General features: G+C 66.0%; 23 protein-coding genes and 4 tRNA genes. 16 read left to right on the forward strand and 11 right to left on the reverse strand.

What is annotated here, in order from left to right:
• Nucleotides 1-112: 112 nt before the first annotated feature.
• Genes panC through pcnB form a run of 4 tightly spaced genes read right to left on the reverse strand, consistent with a single transcriptional unit; the run spans nt 113 to nt 3,667 of the window.
• Nucleotides 113-952, reverse strand: a complete 840-nt coding sequence (panC, locus tag HUT07_RS11535; protein WP_176021058.1) for a pantoate--beta-alanine ligase — start codon at nt 950-952, stop codon at nt 113-115.
• Nucleotides 949-1,764, reverse strand: coding sequence for a 3-methyl-2-oxobutanoate hydroxymethyltransferase (panB, locus tag HUT07_RS11540; protein WP_025878796.1), 816 nt, complete (start codon nt 1,762-1,764; stop codon nt 949-951). The genes panC and panB overlap by 4 nt, the downstream gene beginning before the upstream one ends.
• 34 nt (nt 1,765-1,798) lie before the next feature.
• The gene (gene folK / locus HUT07_RS11545) at nt 1,799-2,284 is read right to left on the reverse strand and encodes a 2-amino-4-hydroxy-6-hydroxymethyldihydropteridine diphosphokinase (protein ID WP_176021059.1); all 486 of its coding nucleotides are present in this window, start codon (nt 2,282-2,284) and stop codon (nt 1,799-1,801) included.
• 3 nt (nt 2,285-2,287) lie between these two features.
• Nucleotides 2,288-3,667 carry a polynucleotide adenylyltransferase PcnB gene (gene pcnB / locus HUT07_RS11550; RefSeq protein WP_176022537.1) on the reverse strand — a complete coding sequence of 460 codons (1,380 nt, stop codon included), beginning with the start codon at nt 3,665-3,667 and terminating at the stop codon, nt 2,288-2,290.
• 49 nt (nt 3,668-3,716) lie between these two features.
• Here pcnB and HUT07_RS11555 point away from each other — a divergent pair.
• A tRNA-Glu gene (locus tag HUT07_RS11555) sits at nt 3,717-3,791 on the forward strand.
• 341 nt (nt 3,792-4,132) lie between these two features.
• Here the strand turns inward: HUT07_RS11555 and HUT07_RS11560 are convergent.
• Entirely contained in the window at nt 4,133-5,557 is a 1,425-nt protein-coding gene (locus HUT07_RS11560; protein ID WP_176021060.1) for a sugar porter family MFS transporter, read from the reverse strand.
• A 187-nt stretch (nt 5,558-5,744) separates the two neighbouring features.
• Between HUT07_RS11560 and fdxA the strand changes: the two genes are divergently transcribed.
• On the forward strand, nt 5,745-6,068 hold the full coding sequence (fdxA, locus tag HUT07_RS11565) for a ferredoxin FdxA (protein WP_049411316.1): 324 nt from the start codon (nt 5,745-5,747) through the stop codon (nt 6,066-6,068).
• Nucleotides 6,069-6,198: 130 nt separating this feature from the next.
• Here the strand turns inward: fdxA and HUT07_RS11570 are convergent, their stop codons facing one another.
• Together HUT07_RS11570 and dapA are read right to left on the reverse strand one after the other, a co-directional pair.
• Nucleotides 6,199-6,714, reverse strand: a complete 516-nt coding sequence (locus tag HUT07_RS11570) for a hypothetical protein (RefSeq protein ID WP_176021061.1) — start codon at nt 6,712-6,714, stop codon at nt 6,199-6,201.
• A gap of 32 nt (nt 6,715-6,746) precedes the next feature.
• A complete protein-coding gene (gene dapA / locus HUT07_RS11575; RefSeq protein ID WP_176021062.1) occupies nt 6,747-7,640 on the reverse strand; it encodes a 4-hydroxy-tetrahydrodipicolinate synthase in 894 nt (297 codons plus the stop codon).
• Nucleotides 7,641-7,804: 164 nt separating this feature from the next.
• Here dapA and HUT07_RS11580 point away from each other — a divergent pair, with 164 nt between their 5' ends.
• From HUT07_RS11580 to HUT07_RS11625, 10 genes are all read left to right on the forward strand, one after another.
• Nucleotides 7,805-8,365, forward strand: coding sequence for a glycine cleavage system protein R (locus HUT07_RS11580; RefSeq protein ID WP_025879444.1), 561 nt, complete (start codon nt 7,805-7,807; stop codon nt 8,363-8,365).
• A 92-nt stretch (nt 8,366-8,457) separates the two neighbouring features.
• A complete protein-coding gene (locus HUT07_RS11585; RefSeq protein ID WP_176021063.1) occupies nt 8,458-8,937 on the forward strand; it encodes a peroxiredoxin in 480 nt (159 codons plus the stop codon).
• An 84-nt stretch (nt 8,938-9,021) separates the two neighbouring features.
• Nucleotides 9,022-10,422 (forward strand): PhoH family protein, encoded by a 1,401-nt coding sequence (locus HUT07_RS11590; protein ID WP_176021064.1) that lies wholly within the window; start codon nt 9,022-9,024, stop codon nt 10,420-10,422.
• Nucleotides 10,423-10,451: 29 nt separating this feature from the next.
• Complete coding sequence (locus HUT07_RS11595) at nt 10,452-10,925, forward strand: hypothetical protein (protein ID WP_176022538.1); 474 nt, start codon at nt 10,452-10,454, stop codon at nt 10,923-10,925.
• Between the two features lie 9 nt (nt 10,926-10,934).
• Nucleotides 10,935-11,603: a YoaK family protein gene (locus tag HUT07_RS11600; RefSeq protein WP_176021065.1), complete on the forward strand. Its 669-nt coding sequence runs from the start codon at nt 10,935-10,937 to the stop codon at nt 11,601-11,603.
• A gap of 65 nt (nt 11,604-11,668) precedes the next feature.
• Entirely contained in the window at nt 11,669-12,478 is an 810-nt protein-coding gene (thiD, locus tag HUT07_RS11605; protein WP_176021066.1) for a bifunctional hydroxymethylpyrimidine kinase/phosphomethylpyrimidine kinase, read from the forward strand.
• Nucleotides 12,475-13,401 (forward strand): alpha/beta fold hydrolase, encoded by a 927-nt coding sequence (locus HUT07_RS11610; RefSeq protein WP_176021067.1) that lies wholly within the window; start codon nt 12,475-12,477, stop codon nt 13,399-13,401. Before thiD ends, HUT07_RS11610 begins: the two co-directional genes overlap by 4 nt.
• Nucleotides 13,392-13,468 (forward strand) — tRNA-Arg (locus tag HUT07_RS11615). Before HUT07_RS11610 ends, HUT07_RS11615 begins: the two co-directional genes overlap by 10 nt.
• 69 nt (nt 13,469-13,537) lie before the next feature.
• Nucleotides 13,538-13,614, forward strand: a tRNA-Arg gene (locus HUT07_RS11620).
• 32 nt (nt 13,615-13,646) lie between these two features.
• Nucleotides 13,647-13,723 (forward strand) — tRNA-Arg (locus HUT07_RS11625).
• 598 nt (nt 13,724-14,321) lie between these two features.
• Here HUT07_RS11625 and HUT07_RS11630 read toward each other — a convergent pair.
• The gene (locus tag HUT07_RS11630; protein ID WP_176021068.1) at nt 14,322-15,242 is read right to left on the reverse strand and encodes a LysR family transcriptional regulator; all 921 of its coding nucleotides are present in this window, start codon (nt 15,240-15,242) and stop codon (nt 14,322-14,324) included.
• A 140-nt stretch (nt 15,243-15,382) separates the two neighbouring features.
• On the opposite strand from HUT07_RS11630, the gene HUT07_RS11635 reads away from it, so the two are divergent.
• Complete coding sequence (locus HUT07_RS11635) at nt 15,383-16,084, forward strand: pirin family protein (RefSeq protein WP_176021069.1); 702 nt, start codon at nt 15,383-15,385, stop codon at nt 16,082-16,084.
• A gap of 115 nt (nt 16,085-16,199) precedes the next feature.
• On the opposite strand, the gene HUT07_RS11640 is transcribed toward HUT07_RS11635, so the two are convergent.
• Nucleotides 16,200-18,395, reverse strand: coding sequence for a TonB-dependent siderophore receptor (locus tag HUT07_RS11640; RefSeq protein WP_176021070.1), 2,196 nt, complete (start codon nt 18,393-18,395; stop codon nt 16,200-16,202).
• Nucleotides 18,396-18,551: 156 nt separating this feature from the next.
• Nucleotides 18,552-19,247, reverse strand: a complete 696-nt coding sequence (locus tag HUT07_RS11645; protein ID WP_176021071.1) for an alpha/beta hydrolase — start codon at nt 19,245-19,247, stop codon at nt 18,552-18,554.
• A 187-nt stretch (nt 19,248-19,434) separates the two neighbouring features.
• Here HUT07_RS11645 and HUT07_RS11650 point away from each other — a divergent pair, with 187 nt between their 5' ends.
• Nucleotides 19,435-20,574 (forward strand): MFS transporter, encoded by a 1,140-nt coding sequence (locus tag HUT07_RS11650; RefSeq protein ID WP_176021072.1) that lies wholly within the window; start codon nt 19,435-19,437, stop codon nt 20,572-20,574.
• Nucleotides 20,575-20,578: 4 nt separating this feature from the next.
• Here HUT07_RS11650 and HUT07_RS11655 read toward each other — a convergent pair whose 3' ends face one another.
• Nucleotides 20,579-21,730, reverse strand: coding sequence for an alpha/beta fold hydrolase (locus HUT07_RS11655; protein WP_176021073.1), 1,152 nt, complete (start codon nt 21,728-21,730; stop codon nt 20,579-20,581).
• Nucleotides 21,731-21,913: 183 nt separating this feature from the next.
• Between HUT07_RS11655 and HUT07_RS11660 the strand changes: the two genes are divergently transcribed.
• Together HUT07_RS11660 and HUT07_RS11665 are read left to right on the forward strand one after the other, a co-directional pair.
• Complete coding sequence (locus tag HUT07_RS11660) at nt 21,914-23,260, forward strand: cytochrome c (RefSeq protein ID WP_176021074.1); 1,347 nt, start codon at nt 21,914-21,916, stop codon at nt 23,258-23,260.
• Entirely contained in the window at nt 23,257-24,183 is a 927-nt protein-coding gene (locus HUT07_RS11665) for a c-type cytochrome (protein ID WP_176021075.1), read from the forward strand. Before HUT07_RS11660 ends, HUT07_RS11665 begins: the two co-directional genes overlap by 4 nt.
• Nucleotides 24,184-24,211: the final 28 nt, after the last annotated feature.

Below are 24,211 nucleotides of genomic sequence, written 5' to 3' on the forward strand. Positions count from 1 at the left end.
GGGCAGCATGGCCGGCAACCCGTTCAGGTAGCGCCGGGCCATGCCCGGCGAGCGCATCGGCAGCAGCCCTTGGTCCGCCGGGCATGGCCCGGCGCTACCCATCAGGCGGAACTCAGAACTCCAGGTTGTCGATCAACCGGGTGGTGCCCAGGCGCGCAGCGATCAAGGCCACCCGACCGCCGCCATCGAAGCTCGGTTCGGCCAGCTCCGGCGTGCGCAGCACCGCGTAATCCACCTGGAAGCCCGCCGCCTGCAGCGCAGCCACGGCGTCGGCCTCGATGCGTTCACGTGCCTGCCCGGCCACGTAGCCCTCGCGCATGCCCAGCAGGGTGCGGTGAAGGGTGGTCGCCACCGGGCGCTGCTCGGCGCTGAGGTACTGGTTGCGCGAGCTCTTGGCCAGGCCATCCTCGTCGCGCACGATCTCGGCACCGACGATCTGGATCGGGAACGACAGCTCGGCCACCATCTGCTTGATCACTGCCAGCTGCTGGTAGTCCTTGCGGCCGAATACGGCCACGTCCGGCTGCACCTGCAGGAACAGGCGCGCCACCACCGTGCAGACGCCATCGAAGTGGCCTGGGCGGCTGGCGCCTTCCAGCACTTCACTGACGCCGGGCGCATGCATCTGCGTGGTCTTGTCCACGCCCAGCGGGTACATCGCTTCGACGCTGGGCAGCCACACCGCGTCGCAGCCCACCTGCTCCAGCCCGGACACATCAGCCTCGGGGGTGCGCGGATAGCGGCTGAAATCCTCGTTCGGCCCGAACTGCGTCGGGTTGACGAAGATGCTGGCCACCACCTTGTCGGCATACTGCTTTGCCAGGGTGACCAGTGCATGGTGCCCGCCGTGCAGGTTGCCCATGGTCGGCACCAGCGCCACGCGCAGGCCCTCGCCCTTCCACTGCGCGATCTGCACGCGCAGTGCACCGAGTTCGTTGAAGGTCTGGATCATTGGGCGTACGCGTGCTCTTCGTCGGGGAAGCTGCCATCGCGGACGGCATCGGCGTAGGCACGGGTGGCACCGGCCACCGAACCACCTTCGGCCAGGAAGTCCTTGACGAACTTCGGACGACGGTGGCCGCTGTCCAGGCCGAGGAAGTCGTGCAGTACCAGCACCTGGCCGTCGCACTGCGGGCCAGCACCGATACCGATGGTCGGCACGGGAACGGCAGCGGTGACGGCAGCGGCAACCGGCGTCGGCACGCATTCGAGCACCATGATGCTGGCGCCCGCCTCGGCAACGGCCTTGGCGTCGTCCACCAGCTGGCGCGCGGCATCGCCACGGCCCTGGATCTTGAAGCCCCCCAGGCGCAGCACTGACTGCGGGGTCAGGCCCAGGTGCGAGCAGACCGGAATTTCACGCTCGACCAGGTAGCGGATGATGTCGACCTTGAAGCCAGCGCCTTCGATCTTGACCATCTCGGCACCGGCCTGCAGCAGCTGCAGCGACGCGTCCAGCGCGCGCTCCGGGGTGGCATCGGCACCGAACGGCAGGTCGGCGATCAGCAGCGCGCGCTGCAGCACGCGGGCGACCGCACGGGTGTGGTAGACCATGTCGGCGACGGTCACCGGCAGGGTCGAATCATGGCCCTGCACGACCATGCCCAGCGAATCGCCGATCAGGATCAGGTCGACACCATTGGCATCGAACGTGCGGGCGAAGCCTGCGTCGTAGGCGGTCAACATGACCAGCTTCTGGCCATTGCGCTTGGCCTCGGCCAGGGCGGGAACGGTCCAGGGCTTGCTGTCTGCGTGGGTGCTCATGTGCTGATAACCGGGGGAGATAACCCGGGCATTATCACCCTAACGGCGCGATCCCGCAGGCATCCACCCGCATCACTGCATCCCGCACGCGGCCATGGCCGGGAATGGCCAGATCAGCGGCGATTTCGGCCAACGGCACCAACACGAACGCACGCTCGTGCAGGTAGGGATGCGGCACCTTCAGCTCGGGCAGGTCCAGCACCTGCTCGCCGAACAGCAGCAGGTCCAGATCGAGCGCGCGCGGACCCCAGTGCACGGCAGGGTCGCGCACGCGCCCGAAGCGCTGCTCCAGCGCGAGCATGGCCTGCAGCAGCGCGACAGCGGACAGGTCCGTGTCGACCGAGGCCACCGCGTTGACGAAGGGCGGCTGGTCCTCATTGCCCCATGCCGGCGTCGCGTACAACCGCGACGCCAGCGTCAGCCGGGTTCCGGGCAGCTCGCCCAGCGCGGCGATGGCCGCGCGGACGGTGTTGGCTGCGTCGCCAAGATTGGCGCCCAGCCCGATCCAGGCAGCGGTCATCGATTACTCGGCGGCACCGGCAGCGGCGCCATCAGGACGACGACGACGGCGACGACGCTTGCGCGGTGCCCCAGCCTCCTCATCGCCGGCCTCGCTGTGCAGCGAATCCAGCGACGAATCCAGCTCATGCCCGGACTGCGCCTGCGCTTCGCGCCAGAACGCGACGTCGGCTTCGTGCTCTGCCGAGGCCACCTGGCGCAGGGCCAGGAAATCGAAGGCAGCACGGAAACGGGGGTGGCTGAGCGTGCGCATCACGCGCTTGCGCTGGCGCGAACTGAAGCGTGCCTGCAGCAGCCAGATCTCCTGCATGGGCAGCGAGAAACGGCGCGGCAATGCGATGGTGCTCAACTGCTGCACGGTGACGCGGTCGGCGGCGCGACGTTGTGCCTCTTCCGGTGCCACGCCCTGCTTGAGCAGGGTTGCCTGCGCGCGGCAATAGGCCGGCCACAGCAACAGCGCGAACAGGAACGCAGGCGACACGGGCTCGTCATTGGCCACGCGTGCATCAGTGTTGGCCAGGCCCTCGACCAGCATGCGGCGCAGCGCGCCGGTGCGGTTCGACTTCAGCGCCTTGGCGCTTTCCGGGAACAACACGTCAAACAGACCGTAACGTTCCAGCCCTTCGAAGCTCGCCACGCCGTGCCCGGACAGGAACAGCTTCAGGACTTCCTCGAACAGGCGCGCCGGGGCGGCTTCATTGAGCAGGCCGGCCAGCTGCGGAATCGGCGCGGCGGTGCCCTCTTCGATCTGGAAGCCGAGCTTGGCCGCCAGGCGGACCGCACGCAGCATGCGCACCGGGTCTTCCTGATAGCGCTGCACCGGGTCGCCGATGAGCTTCATCAGGCGCGCCTGCACGTCTTCGAAACCGCCGGTGTAGTCGCGCACCGAGAAGTCTTCGATGGCGTAGTACAGGGCGTTGCAGGTGAAGTCGCGGCGCACGGCGTCGTCTTCGATGGTGCCGTACACGTTGTCGCGCACCAGCATGCCGTTTTCCATCTCGCGGTCGCCGCTGCCGTCATCGCTGTTGGCACGGAAGGTGGCGACTTCGATGATCTCGCGGCCGAACACAACATGGGCAAGGCGGAAACGGCGGCCGATCAGGCGGCAGTTGCGGAACAGCTGCTTGACCTGCTCGGGCGTGGCATCGGTGGCCACGTCGAAATCCTTGGGTTGGCCATTGACCAGCAGATCGCGCACCGCGCCGCCGACAAGGTAGGCGCCGAAGCCGGCGTCGCGCAGCCGATAAAGCACGCGCAATGCGTTCGGGCTGATGTCCTTGCGGGAGATCGTGTGCTGGTCGCGCGGGATGACGCGCAGGCTGAACGGTGATGTAGCAGAGGAAATGATGTTGGCGCTTCCGGTTGAAGTTTCGGGATTGCCCAATGGCATCGAGGTGCATATACTAGCGCTCCTGCACCGGCAGCGACACACTGCTCCCTTCGTCTAGTGGTTAGGACGTGGCCCTCTCAAGGCTAAAACAGGGGTTCGAGTCCCCTAGGGAGCACCAGTCGCCGCAGCAGGAACCGAAAAAGCCCGCCTTGTGCGGGCTTTTCTGTTTTCCGGGGATTGTGATCGTGGCGATCGGCTTGGTCGCTTTGGCGCCTGCCTGCAATCGGCTTGAGCCGGTGGGGTCACCCAGGGCAGGACACGCCGTGAACCCTTCCATGGGGGCTCGATGGCGCCATCCTTGGCGCCAACGGTCCTGCCCTGGGTGACCCCACCGACTCTGGACGGTTTCCCGCGAGCCGCGGCAGCAACCGACCAGCGCGTCGCCGCGTCCGCACGCACCATGAAACTGTCAGGAGGGGGCAGGGAGGCGCGAACGGATCGCTCCGAAGCCGAAGCGCGTCAGCCTTCCATCTGCTCCAGCTCCTTGCCCTTGGTCTCGCGCACGTAGCGGATGACGAAGATGATCGAGAGGATCGCAGCCACGGTGTAGATGCCGTACGCGCCGGCCAGGCCGATACCGGCCAGCAGCATCGGGAAGGTCACCGTGATCGCGAAGTTCGACGTCCACTGCGCCGCACCGGCCACGGCCAACGCCGGGCCACGGATCTGGTTCGGGAACATCTCGCCCAGCATCACCCACATCACCGGGCCCCATGACATGTTGAAGAACACTACATAGACGTTGGCTGCTACCAGCGCCAACCGCCCCATGCCATCGGACAGCTGCAGGCGACCATCGGCCAGACTGCCACTGGCGAACGCGACCACCATCAGCACAAGGGCCACCGACATGCCGACCGAACCGACCCACAGCAGCGGCTTGCGGCCGATGCGATCGATCAGCACCACCGTCAGCAGGCAGGCGCCAATGCTCAGCGCACCCGACAATACGTTGATCAGCAGCGCGTCGCTTTCCGAGAAACCAACCGCCTGCCACAACACGGCGCCGTAATAGAACACCACATTGATGCCGACCAGCTGCTGGAACATCGCCAGGCCGATGCCGACCCAGACAATGGGGCGCAGCTTGCCGGTAGCCTTGTTGAGCAGGTCACCGAAACGCGGCTTGTGCTGGTCCTGGGCCAGGCTCGCTTCAATCTCGGCCTGCTTGTTCACCGCGGCACGCTCACCGTACAACCGGCCAAGCACCGCCCTCGCCTGCACCTGGCGACCCTTCATCACCAGGAAACGCGGGCTTTCCGGGATCACCAGCAACAGCAGCAGGAACAGCAGTGACGGCAGCGCCTGCATCCAGAACATCCAGCGCCATGCCTCCTGCCCAAGCCAAAGCGGCTCGGTCGAGGCACCTGCGGCCCGGGCCAGCAGATAATTGCTGAGGAACGCCGCGAACAAGCCGCAGATGATCGCCATCTGCTGCACCGTCGCCAGCCGGCCGCGATAACGCGCCGACGCGACTTCGGCGATGTAGGCCGGCGACATCACGCTGGCCGCACCAACGGCGAATCCACCGAGCACGCGTGCGCAGACGAACAACCAGGACGCATGTGCAGCGCCGGCACCCAGTGCCGACACCAGAAACATCACCGCTGCCACGATCAGCACGCCGCGCCGCCCCAGCCGATCGCCAAGCCAGCCGGCCGCGAACGCGCCGATGGCGCACCCCAGCAGCATCGAGGCGACTTCGAAGCCCAGCGCGGCCTCGCTGGAGTTGAAGGCCTGGCGAAGTCCGTCGACGGTGCCATTGATGACGCCACTGTCGAAACCAAACAGGAAGCCCCCAAGGGTGGCGGCGCAACTGATCAGGACGATGAAGGCGGTGTTCTCACCGCCATTGGAGGCGGCACCGGGCTGGACTGGCGACATGAAGAATCCTGCATTGGAAGGGGGCCGACCGGAGCGGGCAGGCGGCCTGGGCAGCGTCGCACAGGGCGGGCATGCCGCCAAATGTGCATTCGGGGCACCAATCCGCCCCACTTTCACGCGGCGACCGGCAGCGGGGTCCAACCTGTTCTAGAATTGGCAGGTTCAGAAAGCGATTCGCCCCCTACCCATGCCCTTTGTCGTCACCGAAAACTGCATCAAGTGCAAACACACCGATTGCGTGGAAGTGTGCCCCGTGGATTGCTTCCACGAAGGCCCGAACTTCCTGGTGATCGACCCGGACGAGTGCATTGACTGCACCCTCTGCGAACCCGAGTGCCCGGTCAACGCGATCTTCCCGGAAGACGACGTGCCCGCGGGCCAGGAAGGTTTCGTCGCCCTCAACGCCGAGCTGGCGAAGGCGTGGCCGGTACTGACCGTGCGCAAGGACCCGCCGGCCGACGCCGGTGAGTGGGACGGCAAGCCGGACAAGCTGAAGCTGCTGGAGCGCTGAGGCGCCGGCAACGGCAGAAAAAAGGGCGCCATGGGCGCCCTTTTTTCTGCTTCCGGTAGCGCCGGGCCATGCCCGGCGGAACCTTGGACCGCGCTGCGCGCTCGCCGGGCATGGCCCGGCGCTCCGGCCATTACGGGGCCAGCTTGGCCTTCAGTGCAGCAATCAGCTTCACCGGCGCTGCGGCAGTGGCCGGCAGGCCACGCGGGTCGACTGCGGAGATATAGGCACCGGCGTCGACAGCGACCACACGCACCAGGAAGTTGCTGCCTTCATAGGCCACGTCGTACGAGCCCAGCAGCTGCGCGCGGGTGGCGATGGTCAGGCCTTCCACGCCCTCCAGCGCGGTACCGACCTTGGCGAAGGCTTCATCCTTGCTGCCGGCAATGGTGAAGCCGGTTGCGCTGACCGCCGGGGCGGCGGCGGCCGGCGTGGCCGGCTTGGTCGCCGAGCTCAGGGTCGGCACCTGGTTGTTGCCGGCACCCGCCGGCAGGTTCAGGTCCGGCGGCACTTCCAGCGGACGCACTTCCGGGGCCAGGGCATAGTCGCCCTTGACGCCACGCTTGAAGCAACCGGTGGTGCCGGCGGCGACAGCTACAGCAAGCAGGGCGTAGGACAGCACGCGGACGGTGGAAACGGATTGGCGCATGTGAATCTCCTGGATCAGACCAAGACGGAAGGTCAGTGGCTGGAAAGGGCTTCGAGGGCGGCGATATCGCCGGCGAGATGGTCGGCGGCAGGCGCATGTGCAGCCGAAAGCGGCAGCAACGGCAGGCGCAGATCGTGACCGATGCCGATCCGACGCAACAGCGCCTTGACCGGAATCGGGTTGGATTCGACACCGCAGAAGTCGTGGAACGGCTGCAGGCGCGCATCCCAGGATTCAACGGCTTCATGGTCACGGGCAGCGGCCAGGTCGCACATCCGGCGGTAGGCACCGGGCAGCACGTTGGAACCGACCGAGATCAGGCCATCCATGCCGGCCTGGATCGAACGTGCGGCAGTCCCGTCATCACCGGTAAGCACGGCGAAGTTCGGGCCGCGCAGGTCCAACAGCGCGCGAACGCGGCCGGTATCACCCACCGCTTCCTTGATGCCGACGATGTTCGGATGGCTGGCGAGCTCGGCCACGGTCTCCGGCAGCATGTCGCAGCCGGTACGGCCGGGCACGTTGTACAGCACCACCGGCAATCCGGCCTGGTCGGCAACCGCGCGGTAATGCGCGATCAGGCCGGCCTGGGTCGGCCGCACGTACGGCGGGGTGACCACCAGCGCGTGGGTGGCACCGAGCGCGGCGGCGCGACGGGTCTGCTCGATGGTCTTGGCTGTGCCGGACAGGCCGGTGCCGGCCAGGACCGGAACGCGGCCGGCGATGCGTTCGACCGCACTGGCCAGCAGCTGGTCGTACTCCGCATCGGACAGGGTGGCTGCCTCGCCGGTGGAGCCGGCAACGACAACGCCTTGGACGCCACCCTCCAGCTGCAGGTGCAGCAGGCGCTGCCAACCGTCGGGGTCGAGTGCACCGTCGGCCCGGAAGGGGGTCGCCAGCGCGGTGATGAGGCCGGAAAGGGACAAGGACGTGCTGCTCTTGGCTGGGGAGGGAAAACGCCCGCCACGAAAGGCCGGGGGCGATCTGAATGTTACTTGCGGCGCGAAAGCACGGGCAAGTATGCTGGACACCGGTGGATCCCCGCCTCTGGCGGGCATTCAGACTAACGCATGCATTACCCGGAATCGCCTTGACCGACACCACCCCGCGCCCAGCGCCCAGCGAAAACCACCTCCTGATCAACGCCTATACGACGCATCCGGAGTCCCCCCTGCTGTCCGTCACCCGCCGCATCGCCGACAGCGGGTGCAACCTGGTGGATGCGCGCCTGGCCACCGTGGGCCGCGATGTCTCGGTGACCGCACTGGCCACCGGCTCCTGGGATTCGGTCGCCAAGCTGGAAGCGATGCTGACCCGGCTCGAGCGCGAGGAAGGCCTGAAGCTGGTCTGGTACCGCACCGAAGCCAAGCAGGCGCAGTCCAACCTGCTGCCGTACATCGTCGAGGTGATCGCCGCCGACAAGCCGGGCATCCTGTTCCAGCTGGCCGATTTCTTCGACCGCCAGGGCATCACCATCGAGACCCTGCAGAGCACGCGTTATCGCGCCATGCAGACCGGTGCGGAAATGTTCAGTGCACAGGTCACCATCGGCGTACCAGCCAACATGCACATCGCGGCACTGCGCGACGATTTCCTCGAGTTCTGCGACCACTTGAACCTGGACGCGATCATGGACCCGATGAAGTTCTGATTGAAACACTGATTTTTTCGCGCGCTCCTCACGGGCGCGTGGCGTTTCATGCAATTGTCGTAGAAAGAACCCAGGCTCGACAGAAGGACCTCATGAACAACGGCGATACCCTGGACAGCACCATCCTCTCCCTGCCGCTGGCCCTGTCCGGCGGCGCCCATGCCACCCTTGGCGATTACGCTGGCCAATGGCTGGTGCTGTACTTCTACCCCAAGGACAGCACCCCTGGCTGCACCACCGAAGGCATCGACTTCAACGCACTGCTGCCCGACTTCAGGAAGGCGGGTGCGGTCGTGCTTGGCGTCTCCCGCGACTCGGTGAAATCGCACGACAACTTCTGTGCCAAGCAGGGCTTTGCGTTCCCGCTGGTCAGTGATGCCGACGAAGCGCTGTGTACAGCCTTCGACGTCATCAAGATGAAGAACATGTACGGCAAGCAGGTACGTGGCATCGAGCGCAGCACCTTCCTGATTTCCCCCGACAGCCGCATCGTGCAGTCATGGCGCAAGGTCAAGGTCGCCGGCCATGCCGACGCCGTGCTTGCCGAACTGAAGGCCAATCAGCCCAAGTGAGTCCCATCGCCCACTTTGTCCGCCACCACCCTGCCCTGCAGCAGGTCGTGGTGGTTTTTCCCTGTCCGTAACCAGGAACCGACGATGACCCGAGGCAAGCGCATCTACGTGCTGGATACCAACGTGCTGATGCACGATCCCACCGCGCTGTTCAAATTCGAGGAACACGACGTCTACCTGCCGATGCAGGTGATCGAGGAGCTGGACAACGGCAAGAAGGGCACGACCGAGGCGAGCCGCAACGCCCGTCAGGTCAGCCGCTTCCTCAACGAGCTGGTACAGGCTTCGGGCCTGGACAACCTGGCCGAGGGCATTCCGCTGCAGCGGCCGCAGGGCCTGCAGCTGCGCGGCAAGCAGAGCGTGGGCCTGCTGCGCTTCCAGACCAGCCATTTCGACGCGGGCAAGAGCTTTGGCAAGGTCATCCCGGACAACGCCATCCTCGGCGCAATCCTGGCCCTGAAGGAAGAAACGCCGGAAATCCCGGTGGTGTTCGTTTCCAAGGACATCAACCTGCGGATCAAGGCGGCCATCGCCGGCATCGTTTCGGAAGACTACGAGAACGATCGTGCGCTGGACGATTTCAGCCTGCTCTACACCGGCGCCACCGAGCTGCCGGAAGACTTCTGGAAGCGCCACAGCGAGGATCTGCGCAGCTGGAGCGACAAGGGCCGCACCCACTACGAAGTCCTGGCCCAGGAGGGCGAAGAGTGGTACCCGAACCAGTACGTCTACCTGCCGGGTGAAGACGAAGTCGAGCTGCGCGTCAGCAGGATCGTCGGCGATGGCAAGGTGGTGTTGTCCCTGGTCGATGACTTCCGCCACGGCAGCCATGCCGTGTGGGGCATCAGTGCGCGCAACCGCGAGCAGAACTTCGCGCTCAACGCACTGATGGACCCGGAAATCGACTTCGTCACCCTGCTCGGTACCGCTGGTACCGGCAAGACCCTGCTGGCGCTGGCCGCCGGCCTGGCGCAGACGATGGACCAGCAGCGCTACCGCGAGATCATCATGACCCGCGCCACGGTCAGCGTCGGGGAGGACATCGGCTTCCTGCCCGGTACCGAGGAAGAGAAGATGACGCCGTGGATGGGCGCGTTGACCGACAACCTGGAAGTGCTGACGCACAACCAGGAGGGCGGCACCTGGGGCCGCCAGGCCACCAACGACCTGCTCGCCAGCCGCATCAAGATCCGTTCGATGAACTTCATGCGCGGCCGTACGTTCCTGTCGCGTTACCTGATCCTGGACGAGGCGCAGAACCTGACGCCCAAGCAGATGAAGACGCTCATCACCCGTGCCGGCCCCGGCACCAAGATCGTCTGCCTGGGCAACGTCGAACAGATCGACACCCCGTACCTGACCGAAACCACGTCAGGCCTTACCTACGCCGTGGACCGTTTCAAGAACTGGCCGCACAGCGCACACATCACGCTGCGTCGCGGTGAACGCTCGCGGCTGGCCGATTACGCGTCGGAGGTGTTGTGAACCGTTGCACCCGTCTGCTGCTGCCGTCGATGGCGGTCGCCATCACCACGCTGCTCGGTGCCTGCGCGACCACGCAGGGACCGGCCAGCGTACCGACCACCGAACGCAGTGGCCAGTCCTGGGTGGTCACCCGCCCGATCATCGCCGCACAGGTGCTCGATACCTGTTCGCGACCCAGCCCCGGCCGCGAGGCCGGGCGGGTCAGCGGCTACTGGGCGCCGAGCCGGCAGCAGGTGGACCAGCTGGAAGCCAAGCTGCCAGCACTGGAAACCCGGGTGCCGCACGTCATGGATTTCGACCGCCAGTACGTCGGCATCGAGCTGGACGGAAAGCAGGTGATCTACATCAACGCGTTCCATCTGCCTGAAGACAACAGTCTGCGACCCGCCCGCGAAGCGGTGCGGGTCTGCGATGGTGGTGCGCAGTTCTGGGGCGCGGTGTTCGATCCGGCGACTGGCACTTTCAACGAGCTGCAGTTCAACGGCGGCATCGGCGGGCCCTGAGGGCCTGCCATGGGAATCCGCCTGCCCACCTGGGTCTGGATTGGCGCGGTGGCGCTGTCGTGCGTGGCCGGCATGGTCAATGTGGTCGGCTTCCTGGGTTTTGAACACCAGGCGGTCAGCCATATGACCGGCAGCACCAGCCAGCTCGGCATGGCGCTGGCGCAGGGTGATTGGCGCGCGGTCGGCCATCTGTGGGGCCTGCTGATCGCGTTTTCGCTGGGCGCGATGGTCAGCGGGTTGCTGATCCAGGACAGCGCACTGCAACTCGGCCGCCGCTACGGCGTCGCGCTGGCGTTGGAATCGCTGTTGCTGCTGATGGCGATTCCGCTGTTCAAGCAGCAACAGATCTGGGGCGCACTGGCGGCTGCGATGGCCTGCGGACTGCAGAATGCGATGGCCACCACCTTCAGTGGCGCCGTCGTACGCACCACCCATCTCAGCGGCATGTTCACCGACCTCGGCATCGGCCTCGGCCACCTGCTGCGCGGTCTGCCGCTGCAGGTACGACGCCTGACCCTGAGCGGCCTGATCATCAGCGGCTTCCTGGCCGGCGGCGTCATCGGCGCATGGCTGTTCGTGCGCTGGCAATACGACGCCCTGCTCGCCCCTGCCCTGCTGACCGGACTGACCGGCATCGTCTACGTGGTGTACCAGCAATGGGCGCGCTGGCGGCGTTGAACATGGCGTCATCCACGCGTGGCGTGGATCTACTTTCCGCTGCTGGACCACGGCACAATCACGGCATGAGCCCGACCACCCCCGTTTCCGCCCTGACCATCGCCGGCTCCGATTCCGGCGGCGGCGCCGGCATCCAGGCCGACCTGAAAGCCTTCGCCGCGCATCGCGTGCATGGCCTGTCGGTGATCGCCGCGCTGACCGCGCAGAACACCCGCGGCGTCAGCGCCGTGCACGTACCGCCGGTCGACTTCCTGCGCGCGCAGATCGAGGCCTGCTTCGACGACTTCGACATCCATGCAGTGAAGCTGGGCATGCTGGCCAACGCCGAGGTGATCCACGCCGTGGCCGATGCACTGGAACGCCATCGACCACCGCATGTGGTGCTGGACCCGGTGATGGTCGCCACCAGCGGCGCCCGCCTGCTGGAGGACAGCGCGCTGCAGGCAATGCGCGAACGGCTGCTGCCACTGGCCACCCTGGTCACCCCCAACGCGCCGGAAGCGGAGCTGCTGGTCGGCCGCAGCATCGCCAATGGCAACGACGCAGAGCAGGCCGCCGCCGCACTCCTTGATCTGGGTGCCGGCGCGGTGCTGCTGAAAGGCGGCCACCTGCATGAAGGCAACCGCGTGGTCGACCGTTACTTCGATGGCGTCAGCAGTGAAGAATTCATCCATGCGCGCCTGCCATTGGATGCGCACGGCACAGGCTGCACGCTGGCCTCGGCCATCGCCGCGCAGCTGTGCAACGGGCTGAGCCTGGCCAACGCCTGCGAAGCCGGCATCGACTACGTAGCGCGCGGCTTGCAGCAGGGCTACGCGCCCGGCCGCAGCGAGGTGCTGGTGCTCGACCACTTCGGCGCGGCACCGCAGGCATGAGCGATTCGCCGCACGTACTCGCCGTGGACAGCGGCGATGGCCACCGATACGAGGTCATCGCCTGCGTGCCAGCACAGCCACTGGCGCGGTTGTTGTGGCTGCCGGCGCTGGGCGTGGCCGCACGCCACTACCTTCCGCTGGCGCAGGCACTGGCCGCCAGGGGCGTGGCGGTCTACCTGCACGAATGGCGCGGCAATGGCAGCAGTTCGCTGCGCCCGTCACGCGCCCAGGATTGGGGCTACAAACAGATTCTCGACCACGACCTGCCGGCCAGCCAGACCCTGCTCGAAGACGCCGATGCGGGCCAGGGCGCTCTGCCATGGATCATCGGTGGTCACAGCCTGGGCGGCCAGCTGGCCTGCGTACACGCTGGGCACCAGCCGCAGGCGTTCGATCGATTGTGGCTGGCCGCCAGCGGCACCCCGTTCTGGCGTACGTTCCCACCACCACGCGGCTGGCTGCTGCCCCTGATCTATCGTTTCCTGCCATGGATCGCGCGACGCCAGGGCGTGTTGCACGGGCGTCGGCTGGGCTTCGGCGGCACCGAGGCACGTGGGTTGATCGCCGACTGGGCACGTGTAGGACTGAACAATCACTACGCCGCCGTCGGCATGGACGAGGATCTGGAAGCGCAGATGTCGCGCGTGCATGGCACTGCACAGGCGGTGCTGATGGAAAACGATTGGCTGGCGCCCATCGGCTCGATGCAGGCGCTGCTGGCCAAACTGCCGAATGTCGCCTCACAGGTCCGCTTGCTTTCTGCGCAGGAGCTGGGTACGCGAGCCGACCACTTCGCCTGGATGAAACGTCCGGAGGCTGTTGCAGAGGCGTTTTTCATTCAGTTGGGTGAAAATTTTCACAAAAGCGTTGACGTCTCGCGCCGACATCCGCATAATTCCGCTCCTGTCGCAGGGCGCCCGTAGCTCAGTTGGATAGAGTACCTGGCTACGAACCAGGCGGTCGGGAGTTCGAATCTCTCCGGGCGCACCACTCGACAGACCTTCAGCATCCGCCGCTGGAAGTGCAGTAAAATTTGGCAGTAAGTTGATTGTGTACCGCGCGCCCGTAGCTCAGTTGGATAGAGTACCTGGCTACGAACCAGGCGGTCGGGAGTTCGAATCTCTCCGGGCGCACCACACACGATCAACACAACAAGTTTATGTAATTGGCGCCCGTAGCTCAGTTGGATAGAGTACCTGGCTACGAACCAGGCGGTCGGGAGTTCGAATCTCTCCGGGCGCACCATTACACCGAAACAGCAGGCCCCGGCCTGCTGTTTTTTTTTTGTGTTTTTTGGCAGGGCTGCGCCCTGCACCTGCAGAGGCAACAGCAACTGCAGAAGCTGGCATTCCGTGGGGTGGCGGGGCGGTGTCGGATTGCGGGGACGCCGCAAGTACGTCCCTGTAGGCTTGGCAGCCGCATCCATGCGGCTGACACCCCGCAATCCGACACCGCCCCACCTCTGACAGATTTCCGCGATCTGGTAGATCCACGCCATGCGTGGATGAATCTCCATCCAATTCGATTATTTCGTCAATTGAACGAAGAGCATCCACGCATGGCGTGGATCTACGTGTCGACCAAGGTCGACACCCACCAAGAGCAGGCCAAGAGCAGGCCATGCCATCCAGACAGATTGCGGAAATCTGTCGAAGGCGGGGTGGGTCCGGTTGCGGGGGTGTAAGCGCCATGGATGGCGCGCCCAAGCCTACAGGGACGTACTTGCGGCGTCCCCCGCAACCGGACCCACCCCGCCATCCCACGGAATGCCCGCTGTTGCTTTAGCTTTGGCCGTTGCCGTTGCCGTTGATTCGGCGGGTGCAGGGCGCAGCCATGCCGAACCCTACCCCTCTGCCATCGCCTGCCACCATTGCGCCAGCAGCTCCGGCCGTCGCAGGCGCTCGCGCCACCAACGCAGGGCCGCGCCATCTTCGCCAGTGCGCCAGGCCAACCAGAAAGTCTCCTCCGGCTTGTGCTCCTCGACCTCGCGGATCACCAGCTGGCCCCGTGCCACCGCCGCGCGTGCGCAGGGCTCGGGCAGGAAACCGAATCCCAGTCCCTGGCACTGCAGCTTCAACTTGCTGGCCATGTCCGGCACGGTCAACGTCTCCTGGCCCATCAACAGGCCCACGGTGCGTGGCAGCAGCCGCCGCGCCGAATCGGATACCGCGATCGCGCAATACGGAGCCAGCTGTTCGCGGCCCAGCACACCCGGAACCGTCGCCAACGGGTGTCCCGGCGCCACCGCAAACACGAAACCCACGCTGCCCAGCGGCTCGACCACGTAGCCACCACCACTGGGGCCCTCGCCCGGTGCCCCGACCAGCAGATCGGCACGCCGGTCCAGCAGCGCTTCCCAAGTACCGGACAACGCCTCGCCAAACAGGCGCAATCGGGTTGGCGCCGCCACCTCGCGGAAGGCAGCAATATCCGGCCCCAGCAGCCAAGTCGGGAACACCGAATCCACCGCCAGGGTCAATTCAGCCTCCCAGCCCGAGGCTACCCGCCGTACCCGCAGTTCAAGCTCCCGTGCCGCACGCAGCAGGTGCCTGCCCTCCTCCAGCAACGCGCGCCCAGCCTCGGTCGGCTCCGCCCGCGGGCCGATCCGGTCGAACAGCTGCACCCCAAGGTCCTCTTCCAGCTTGGCCACGGTGTAGGAAATGGTCGAGGGCACCTTGTGCAGGGCCTTGCCGGCGCCGGCGAAGGAACCACGCCGGTCGATCGCGTCCAGGATCTGCAGGGCATCGAGGCTGAGCTTGAGCATTCGAAATTTTCGATGATGGCTGTCAAAACTATCCGTTTTTCAAACCCAGGGCGCAAGCGGATACTTCTCTTCAACGGGGAAACACAGTGCCTACCCACCCACCCCGCCCCATCGAAACCATCGAACAAGGAGATTCCATCATGCTGCAGATCCGCAAGAGCGCTACCCGTGGCCTGGCCGAGCATGGCTGGCTGTCCTCGCGCCATACCTTTTCGTTCGCCAGCTACTACGACCCCCGCTATGTGAGCTTCGGCCCGCTGCGGGTCATCAACGAGGACAAGGTGATCGGCGGCCAGGGTTTCGGCACCCACAGCCACAGCAACATGGAAATCGTCTCCTACGTGTTGGGTGGCGCCCTGGAACACAAGGACTCGATGGGCACCGGTTCGGTACTGCGCTACGGCGACGTGCAGCGCATGAGCGCCGGCAGCGGCGTCAGCCACAGCGAGTTCAACCACTCGGCCACCGATCCGGTGCATTTCCTGCAGATCTGGCTCTTCCCGCAGACCGAGAACATCACGCCGTCGTATGAGGAGACCCACTTCACGCCGGAGAGCAAGCGCGGCCAGCTGCGCCTGATCGCCTCGCCCGATGGCGCCGATGGCTCACTGCACATCCATCAGGATGCGCGCATCTTCGCCACCATCCTCGATGGCGAGCAGAAGCTGCATCACGCCCTGGCTACCGGCCGTGGCGCGTATGTGCAGGTGGCGCGTGGCCAGCTGCAGGTCAACGGCATCACCCTGGAAGCGGGTGACGCACTGCAGGTCAGCGACGAGGCACAGCTGACCCTGGAGAACGGCAACGACGCCGAAGTGCTGGTGTTCGACCTGCCGCTGTAACCAATACGCCCGCGATGCCGTCCGGCATCGCGGGCGCATTTCTGTAGAGCCGAGCCCACGCTCGGCTGCTGTTTGACAGCCAGCCGAGCGTGGGCTCGGCTCTACACAACCCGCGTCAGAACCTGTAATTCAAGCTCAACCGCACATTGCGCGGCTCGCCCCAGGTGTAGGTGCTGTACCAGCTGAAGATCGTGTAATAGCGCTTGTCCAGCAGATTGTTGACGTTGACCGTGGCCGACAGGCGATCGTTGAACTGGTAGCGGGCCATGGCATCCAGCAGCCAGTACGGCTGGGTGCGATGAACCACCGACGCACCATTGGCCGGGTTGGTGATGTTGCCGAACGTGGAATCCTGCCAGCGCGCGCCGCCGCCGACGGTCAGGCCCTGCCAATCGCCGCGCAGGCGGTAGCTGGTGTGCAGGCTGAACTGGTTCTCCGGCTCCAGCGTGGACACCTTGCTGCCGGCCTGGCGGGCGATCTTGTGCGCAAAGCCGCCCTGCACCTGCCATCCCTCGGCCAGTTGCCCGGACAACTCAAGTTCATAGCCCTTGGTGCGCACCCCCATCAATCCCTGATAGGCGATATCGCCGGTCGGCGTCTTGCCGCCGGTAGGCTGGGCGAAATTGTCCTGGTCGAGCTGGAACAATGCCGCGCTGGCATTGAAGCGGCCATCGAAGAACTCTGCCTTCAGACCCATTTCATAACTGCGGCCTTCCAGCGGATCCAGTGCCTTGCCCTGTTCGTCGCGCTCACCTTGCGGCTTGAAGATGGTGCTGTAGCTGGCATACACCGAATAGTGCTCGCCGAGGTCGTAGACCACGCCGGCATACGGTACGAACACGCCGGTCTCGCGCGTCTGCGGCGAACGGTAACTGGCAAGGCGACTGCCAACGATCACCTTCAACGGGTCGGCAATGTCGAAGCGGCCGACCACGTACAGTCCGTTCTCGCGGGTCACTTCATTGTTGCCATAACCGCGCTGCCATTCCGGCTCCGGAATGTCCCCCTTCCAGCTGTTGTAGTCAGCAACGGCGGTCGGGTATCCGGGCTGGGGCGAATAGCCGGTGTTGGTCCAGCGCTTGCGCGACGCGCTGCCGCCGACCACCAGTTCATGCTCCCGGCCGAGCAGGCCGAACTTGCCGCTCACGTAGAAGTCGGCAGCGTTGCTGACGGTCTTGCCGACGTATTTGCCCAGCCACAATGACACGCCTTCGCCGGTGACCGGATCGGGATTGCCACCGGCCGCACCCGCCAGTGCTGCGTCGTAGCCGTTGACCTGGTGGTTGAGCTGCAGCTTGGCCACCCAGTCGTTGTCGAAGGTGTGTTCCAGCGTGGCAAAGCCGGTACGCACGTACTGGCGCCAGCCACTCCAATGGGTGCCGTTGTTGAACGAGCGCGGCATGTCATTGAAATTGCCCTGGCTGTCCAGCAACGGAATACCGCCCCAGGTGGAACCCTTGGGATCGCTCTCCAGCACGTCGCCACCGACTGTCAGCAGCGTGCGCTCACCCAGATCGGCTTCCAGCACGGCGTAGCCGACCTTGCTGGTGCGCTGGTAGAAATCCAGATTGGAATGCTTGTCCTGCCAGGCACCTACCGCGCGCCCGCGCACGCGGCCATCGGCAGTCAGCGGGCCGCCGACATCGACTTCGGCACGGTAGTCATCCCAGCGGCCGACGCCGAGCGTCGCACTGCCGGCAAATTCCTTGCCCGGCTTCTTGCGCACCAGGTTGATCGTCGCGCCGGGATCGCCCATGCCGGTCAGCAGACCTGTAGCGCCCTTGAGCACTTCGATGCGGTCATAGATCGCGGTATCGCTGAGTGTATTGCCGGCCGAGTAAGCCGAGTCGCGCGACATCGGAATGCCGTCGTACTGGAAGTTCTGCACGGCAAAACCACGTGCGTAATACTCGGTACGCTCACTGTCGTAGGTGACGATGCTGATGCCCGGGGTCACCCGCATCACGTCATCGATGCCGTCCAGGCCGAAGTCGTCCATCTGCGCCCGGGTGATCACGCTGATGGTCTGCGGGGTCTGCCGTGGCGTCAGTACCAGGCGTGTGGCGGTGGCGATGGTGCCCGGCGTGTAGGCGCCGCTGCCCTCGGTGATGGTGCCCAGCTGGTTGGCGGTGACCTGCACGGTCTGCAGCGTCTGCGAGGGCGCCTTGCCTTCTCCTTCGACCGGCGCGGATTGGGCCGAGGCCGTGCCGGCAGCGGCCAGCGAGGTCAGCAGAAGACCATGGGCAAGGGCGTTCGCCAACGGGCGGCGACGCAGTGAGAGCACGGAAAAACGGACAGGCACAGACGACACGACGGGACCTCCACGAAGGGGTGGGATCCTCTGGCGGCGGCTTGAGGGAAGGGGGAGATGGCGGCCAAGGGCCGCAGGCGCAGGAGTCTACTCTCCTGCGCCCCCGCTGTCGTGGGCGGCACCCGAGTCTTACCCGGCGCTGCTCCTCGGCGATGGTCAGCCGTCGACGGCCGCCACGGCCTCCAGGATCAGTGCTGCCACCTCGGCAGGATGCGAGGCCAGCGAGGCATGGCTCGCGTCCAGCTGCAGCAGGCGCTTGGGCTGCATGCGTTCGGCCATGGCCTTCTGGTTCTGCGGCGCGATCATCCGGTCCTGGCTGGACAGCTGGTACCAGCTCGGCTTGTGCTTCCACGCCGGATCGCTGATCGCATCACCGAACGTGCTGGCCAGCGGCGCCTTCTGGGTGACGGCCATCACCCAACCTTCGTCGGCACTGAGGTCCTGGCAGAAGCTCTCATGGAACTTGTCGGCACGCAGCCACAGGTAGCCATCGCTGTCCGGGGCGAGATTCGGCGCCGCTTCGGGCAGATGCTGCTGGGTGATGCCGCCAGGGCTCTCACCACTGTCCGGCGCAAACGCGGCGATGAAGACCAGACCCTGCACGTTGGGCTGGTTGCCGGCTTCGGTGATCACCGCGCCCCCGTAGGAATGCCCGACCAGCACAACCGGACCCTCGATCTGGCGGATCATCCGGCGCGTCCGCTCGGCGTCGTTGACCAGCGATGTCAGCGGCAGTTCGACCGCCTTCACCTGGTCGTGGCCCTTGCGGTGCAGTTCCAGGATCACCTTGGCCCAGTGTGCGGCCCCGCCCCAGAATCCATGGACGAGGAGGATGGTCGGTGTGGTGCTCATGCGCTGGTCTCCGGCAGCGGCCGGGCGGAATGCCGACCGTCGGGCTACTGTCCACTGATGACGTTAATCAACGGTGACGCGTCCGGACCACTGCAATCGTATGCGTCGCCCGATGTCATCCATGGCACTTGCCCGGGGCCTGTGAAAACGTTTTCATAGACATGATCCCCAGGAGCCTTCCTCGCGCATGACGCCCTCTTCTCCCCGCGCCCAGCAGCACGCGACCCGCGCAGCGTTCTTCATTCCCGGTTTTGCCACTGCTGCCTGGGCACCGATGGTGCCCTACGCCAAGGCCAAGGCCGGGCTCTCCGATGCCAGCCTCGGCGGGCTGCTGCTGTGCCTGGGGCTGGGCTCATTGCTGGCGATGCCGCTGGCCGGCGCATTGACCGCGCGGCTTGGTTCGCGCCGCTTGATGATCGCCACCACGGCCCTGATTCTGCTCGCGCTGCCGCTGCTGACGCTCGCCCCCACGCCGCTGGCGTTGGGTGCAACGCTTTTCGTTTTCGGCGCGGGCGTGGGCGCGATGGACTGCACGATGAACATGCAGGCGGTGGCCGTCGAGCGCGATGCGGGCCGCCCGATGATGTCCGGCTTCCACGCGTTCTACAGCATCGGTGGCTTCGTCGGCGCTGGCTGCATGACCGGCCTGCTGGTTCTTGGCACACCGTTGTGGCTGTCGTCATTGATCGCGGTAGCGGCAATGCTGCTGGTGGCCCTGCTGTCGGCACCGCACTGGCGCCCGCAACGCATTCTGCATGACGGCCCGATGCTGGCCGTGCCGCACGGCGTGGTGCTGTTCATCAGCGTGCTTGCCTTCATCGTGTTCCTGGCCGAGGGCTCGATGCTGGACTGGAGCGCGGTGTTCCTGGCCGAAGTGCGGCAGGTGCCGCGCGACCAGGCCGGTGCGGGCTTTGCCGTGTTCACGCTGGCGATGACCGCGATGCGCCTGTTCGGGGATGGCATCGTCGAGCGCCTTGGCCGCACCCGCACCATCGTCATGGGCGGCATCATCGCGGCGGCTGGATTCACGCTGGCCACGCTGGTGCCCTCCTTTGCGATGGCGCTGGTCGGCTACGTGCTGGTGGGCCTGGGCTGCGCCAACATCGTGCCTGCCCTGTTCTCGATGGCCGGCCAGCAGCGCGCGATGCCGGAGAGCATTGCGATCACCGCTGTCACCACACTGGGCTATGCCGGCATCCTTGCAGGCCCTGCAGCAATCGGCGCGCTTGCCCACGCCACCAGCCTGGGCTTTGCCTTCCTGTGCGTGGCAGCGATGCTGCTGGGCGTGGCGGCCTCGGCGCGCTCGCTGGCCCGCCGCCTACCCTGAAGACTCAGCCGCGCGCTGGGGTCTTTGCCGGTGCATCGACGCCGTGTACCAGCCACTCGGCCTGTGCCGGCAACTGCGGCGCTGGGCAGGCGGTCTTCGGGTGGTGCTCGTCGCGCGCCATCCAGTCGTCCACCACCCCGGCCAGCAGGTCCAGTCGCCGCGGCAGGGTGATGTGATCTTCGCCACGCATCTCGATGTAGTGCGCACGCGGGTTGGCCTGCGCCAGCGCACGCCCCTGGCTGACCGGAATGTGCTGGTCGCCCTGTCCGTGCAGCAGCAGCACGCAGGCACGGGTATCGGCCAGCGCGCGGGCAACGTCCACCTTGTCCAGGTCCACGTCGATGCGACGGCTGGCGGCGGCCACCACCTGGTTGATGTCCTGGCTGCCGTAGCGCCAGCGTGCATATGAAGCGATCGCCTGCGCCTTCAGGCCTTCCGGCTGCAGCGCCATCAGATGCGGAATCATGGTGCGGATCGCCACGCCGGCATTGGCGAACGATTCCATCGCCACCACGCCGGCCACCTGGTCGCCCAGCTTGTCGGCGGTGAACAGTGCGGTGGCCGCGCCATAGGAAACACCGAACAGATACAGCGGGCCGGTCACCTCGCCACGCGCGCGCAGTTCGGCGATGACGTCCACCACATCGTCCGATTCATAGGTGCCGTAGCCGGAGGGACCGGCACCGGACTGGCCGTGGTTGCGCAGGTCAAGGGTGACCACGCGGTAGCCCGACTCGGCCAGCTGCAGCGACCACGGCAACATCGAATCACCGTTCATCATCCAGCCGTGCAGCAACACAACGGTGCCGCGCGGCGCCTGCGCGCGGAACGGTTGCGGCACCGCCAGGCTCAAGCCGGTATCCAACGGCAGGCCGTTCTGGTGCTGCTGCGGCAGGTAGCGGTACCGCGCACCATAGTCGCCCGGATCGAAAGCGCGCCAGAAGATCGGCACGCCATCACGACCCGCGGCGAAACCATGCCGGTTCGGCAGCGCGGCCACAGCGGCGGCGATACGCGGCTGATCCAGCAGGGTCGAAACGCCACCGGGCGCGATCAGGCGGTCGCTGAGCGAGGTGGACGAAGCCGTCATCGACGACGAGCATGCAGCCAGCCACAGGCCGGCGCACGCCAGCAAAAGCAGTAGCAGGCGCTTCATGGGCAGTCAGGGGGAAAGTGCGACAGCGTGGCAGGTTAGCGGTCGCGCCCGATGGCATCTATCGCAACTGGATGACGGGTTGATGACAGCGCAGGATCGATTCAGCTTGTCATATTGCCGCGACCGGCCAGGGCAATGATCCGGATCAATGAACGCCATCGCACGAATGGCCACAGTGCCCACATGCGCACCTCGTTCAAGCTCGCCATTGCCCTGGCCGCCACACTGGCCGCCGCGTACGGCATCGCCCGCAGCACGCCGTACTGGTTCGCCCCGCGGCAACAGGCCGAGGTCGATATCCACGACCCGACCCTGATCGAGCAGGGCCGTTATCTGTCGCGCGCCGCCGACTGCGCCGCGTGCCATACCGCACCGGGCGGCAAGCCCTTCGCCGGTGGGCTTGGCATGCAGACGCCGATGGGCACGCTGTACTCGACCAACATCACCCCGGACCGTGATACCGGTATCGGCGCGTACGACTACGCGGACTTCGAGCGCGCGGTGCGGCGTGGCATCCGCCATGACGGCCAGCCGCTGTACCCGGCCATGCCCTACGCCTCGTACGTGATCGCCAGCGATGCCGAGATCAAGGCGCTGTATGCCTACTTCATGGGCGCGGTGCAGCCGGTCCGGCAGGACAACGCCGACAGCACGATTCCGTGGCCGGCCAACATGCGCTGGCCGCTTGCCTGGTGGCAGATGCTGTTCGCGCGCCCGCGCAGTTTCACCCCTGATCCAGCCCTGGATGCCGGCCAGCAACGCGGCGCCGAACTGGTTGAAGGCCTGGCCCATTGCGGCGCCTGCCATACCCCGCGCGGGCTGGCCTTCCAGGAAAAGGCGATGGCTGATGACGGCAGCCGCCAGTTCCTGTCCGGCTCGGTGCTGGAAGGCTGGTATGCGAAGAACCTGCGCAACGAGGCCACCGGCCTGGCCAGCTGGAGCGAAGCCGAGATCGTCGAGTTCCTGCGCACCGGCCGCACCGATCGTTCTGCGGCGTTCGGCGGCATGGCCGATGTGGTCGAGCACAGCACGCAGTACCTGTCCGACACCGATCTGCTGGCGATGGCGCGCTATCTGAAGCAGCTGCCAGCACGCGAAGGTCGCAGCGCGCAGTGGACGCCGGGCACCGACACCACTACCACCGCACTGCGCGGAGGCGACTACCGGGTGACCGGTTCATTGGCCTACGCCGAACACTGCCAGGCCTGCCATCGTGCAGATGGTCGCGGCATGCCACGGATCTACCCTGCCCTGGCCGGCAACTCCATCGTGTTTGCCGACGATCCCAGCTCGCTGGTGCAGGTGACATTGATCGGTGGACGCACGCCGCATACCGCGCGTGACCGGATGGCGTTCACCATGCCGGGCTTCGAGCAGCTGCCAAATGCGCAGCTCGCCGACATCCTGACCTTCATCCGCAACAGCTGGGGCAACCAGGCCAGTGCGGTCAGTGAACTGGACGTGGCGCGCATGCGCCGCGTGGTGCGTGACAAGCCGGTGCATGTGGTCCCGCAGGAGAATGCGCAATGAGGCGTTCGAAGAAGCGTTCCAGAGCGCTGATCGCCAGCGCAGTGGTTGCGGTGCTGCTGACCGGTGCCGGTACGCTGCTGTACCAGCACCTGTACCCGGACCTGGACGCGGAGGTGGCAAAGACCCTGGATATCCTCGACGCCCACGGCCAAGTGGTGGGCCAGTACCACGTACCCAGTGCCGAAGAGATTGCCAGCCTCGGCAACGCCGATGCGGTGATGTTCGGCCGTCGCCTGCTCAATGAAACCGCACGCCTGCTGCCAGACAATGTCGGCAATGATCTGAACTGCAATTCCTGCCACATGGCCGAGGGAAAGCGACCGTTCGGCAATCACTACTTCAACACCGGCGGCGGCAGCTACCCGCGCTACATGCCGCGCCCGGGCAGGGAAATCGGCCTGGCCGAGCGCATCAACGGTTGCCTGCAGCGTTCGATGAACGGCAAACCGCTGGCCAAGGACGCGCCGGAGATGCGCGCGATGCTGGAGTACATGGCGTGGCTGAGCCGCCCGGTACCGGAGGGTGCGCGCGTGGCCGCGCCCAGCGAAGGGCCGATCGACAGCACGCTGACACCCGACCCGATTCGTGGGCAAGCGCTGTATGCCGCGCAATGCGCCGCCTGCCACGGCGACAACGGCGAGGGCCAGCGCGATGCCAGCGGTGATATCGCGTTCCCGCCGCTGTGGGGCGAGCGCAGCTTCAACATCGGTGCCGGCATGGCGCGGTTGTACAAGGCCGCAGGCTTCGTCAAGCACAACATGCCACCGGCAGTGACCCGTGAACCGCCACTGGGCCAGCAGGTGATGGCCGACCAGGATGCGGTGGATATCGCCAGCTACTTCATCAACCAGCCGCGCCCGGATTTTGCCGGCAAGGCCAAGGACTGGCCACGCGACCCGAAACCGAGGGACGCGCGCTACTGAGCAGCGTCGCGTCTGTTGCCGGCCGTCA

The organism is Stenotrophomonas sp. NA06056, assembly GCF_013364355.1.
Taxonomy (GTDB): domain Bacteria; phylum Pseudomonadota; class Gammaproteobacteria; order Xanthomonadales; family Xanthomonadaceae; genus Stenotrophomonas.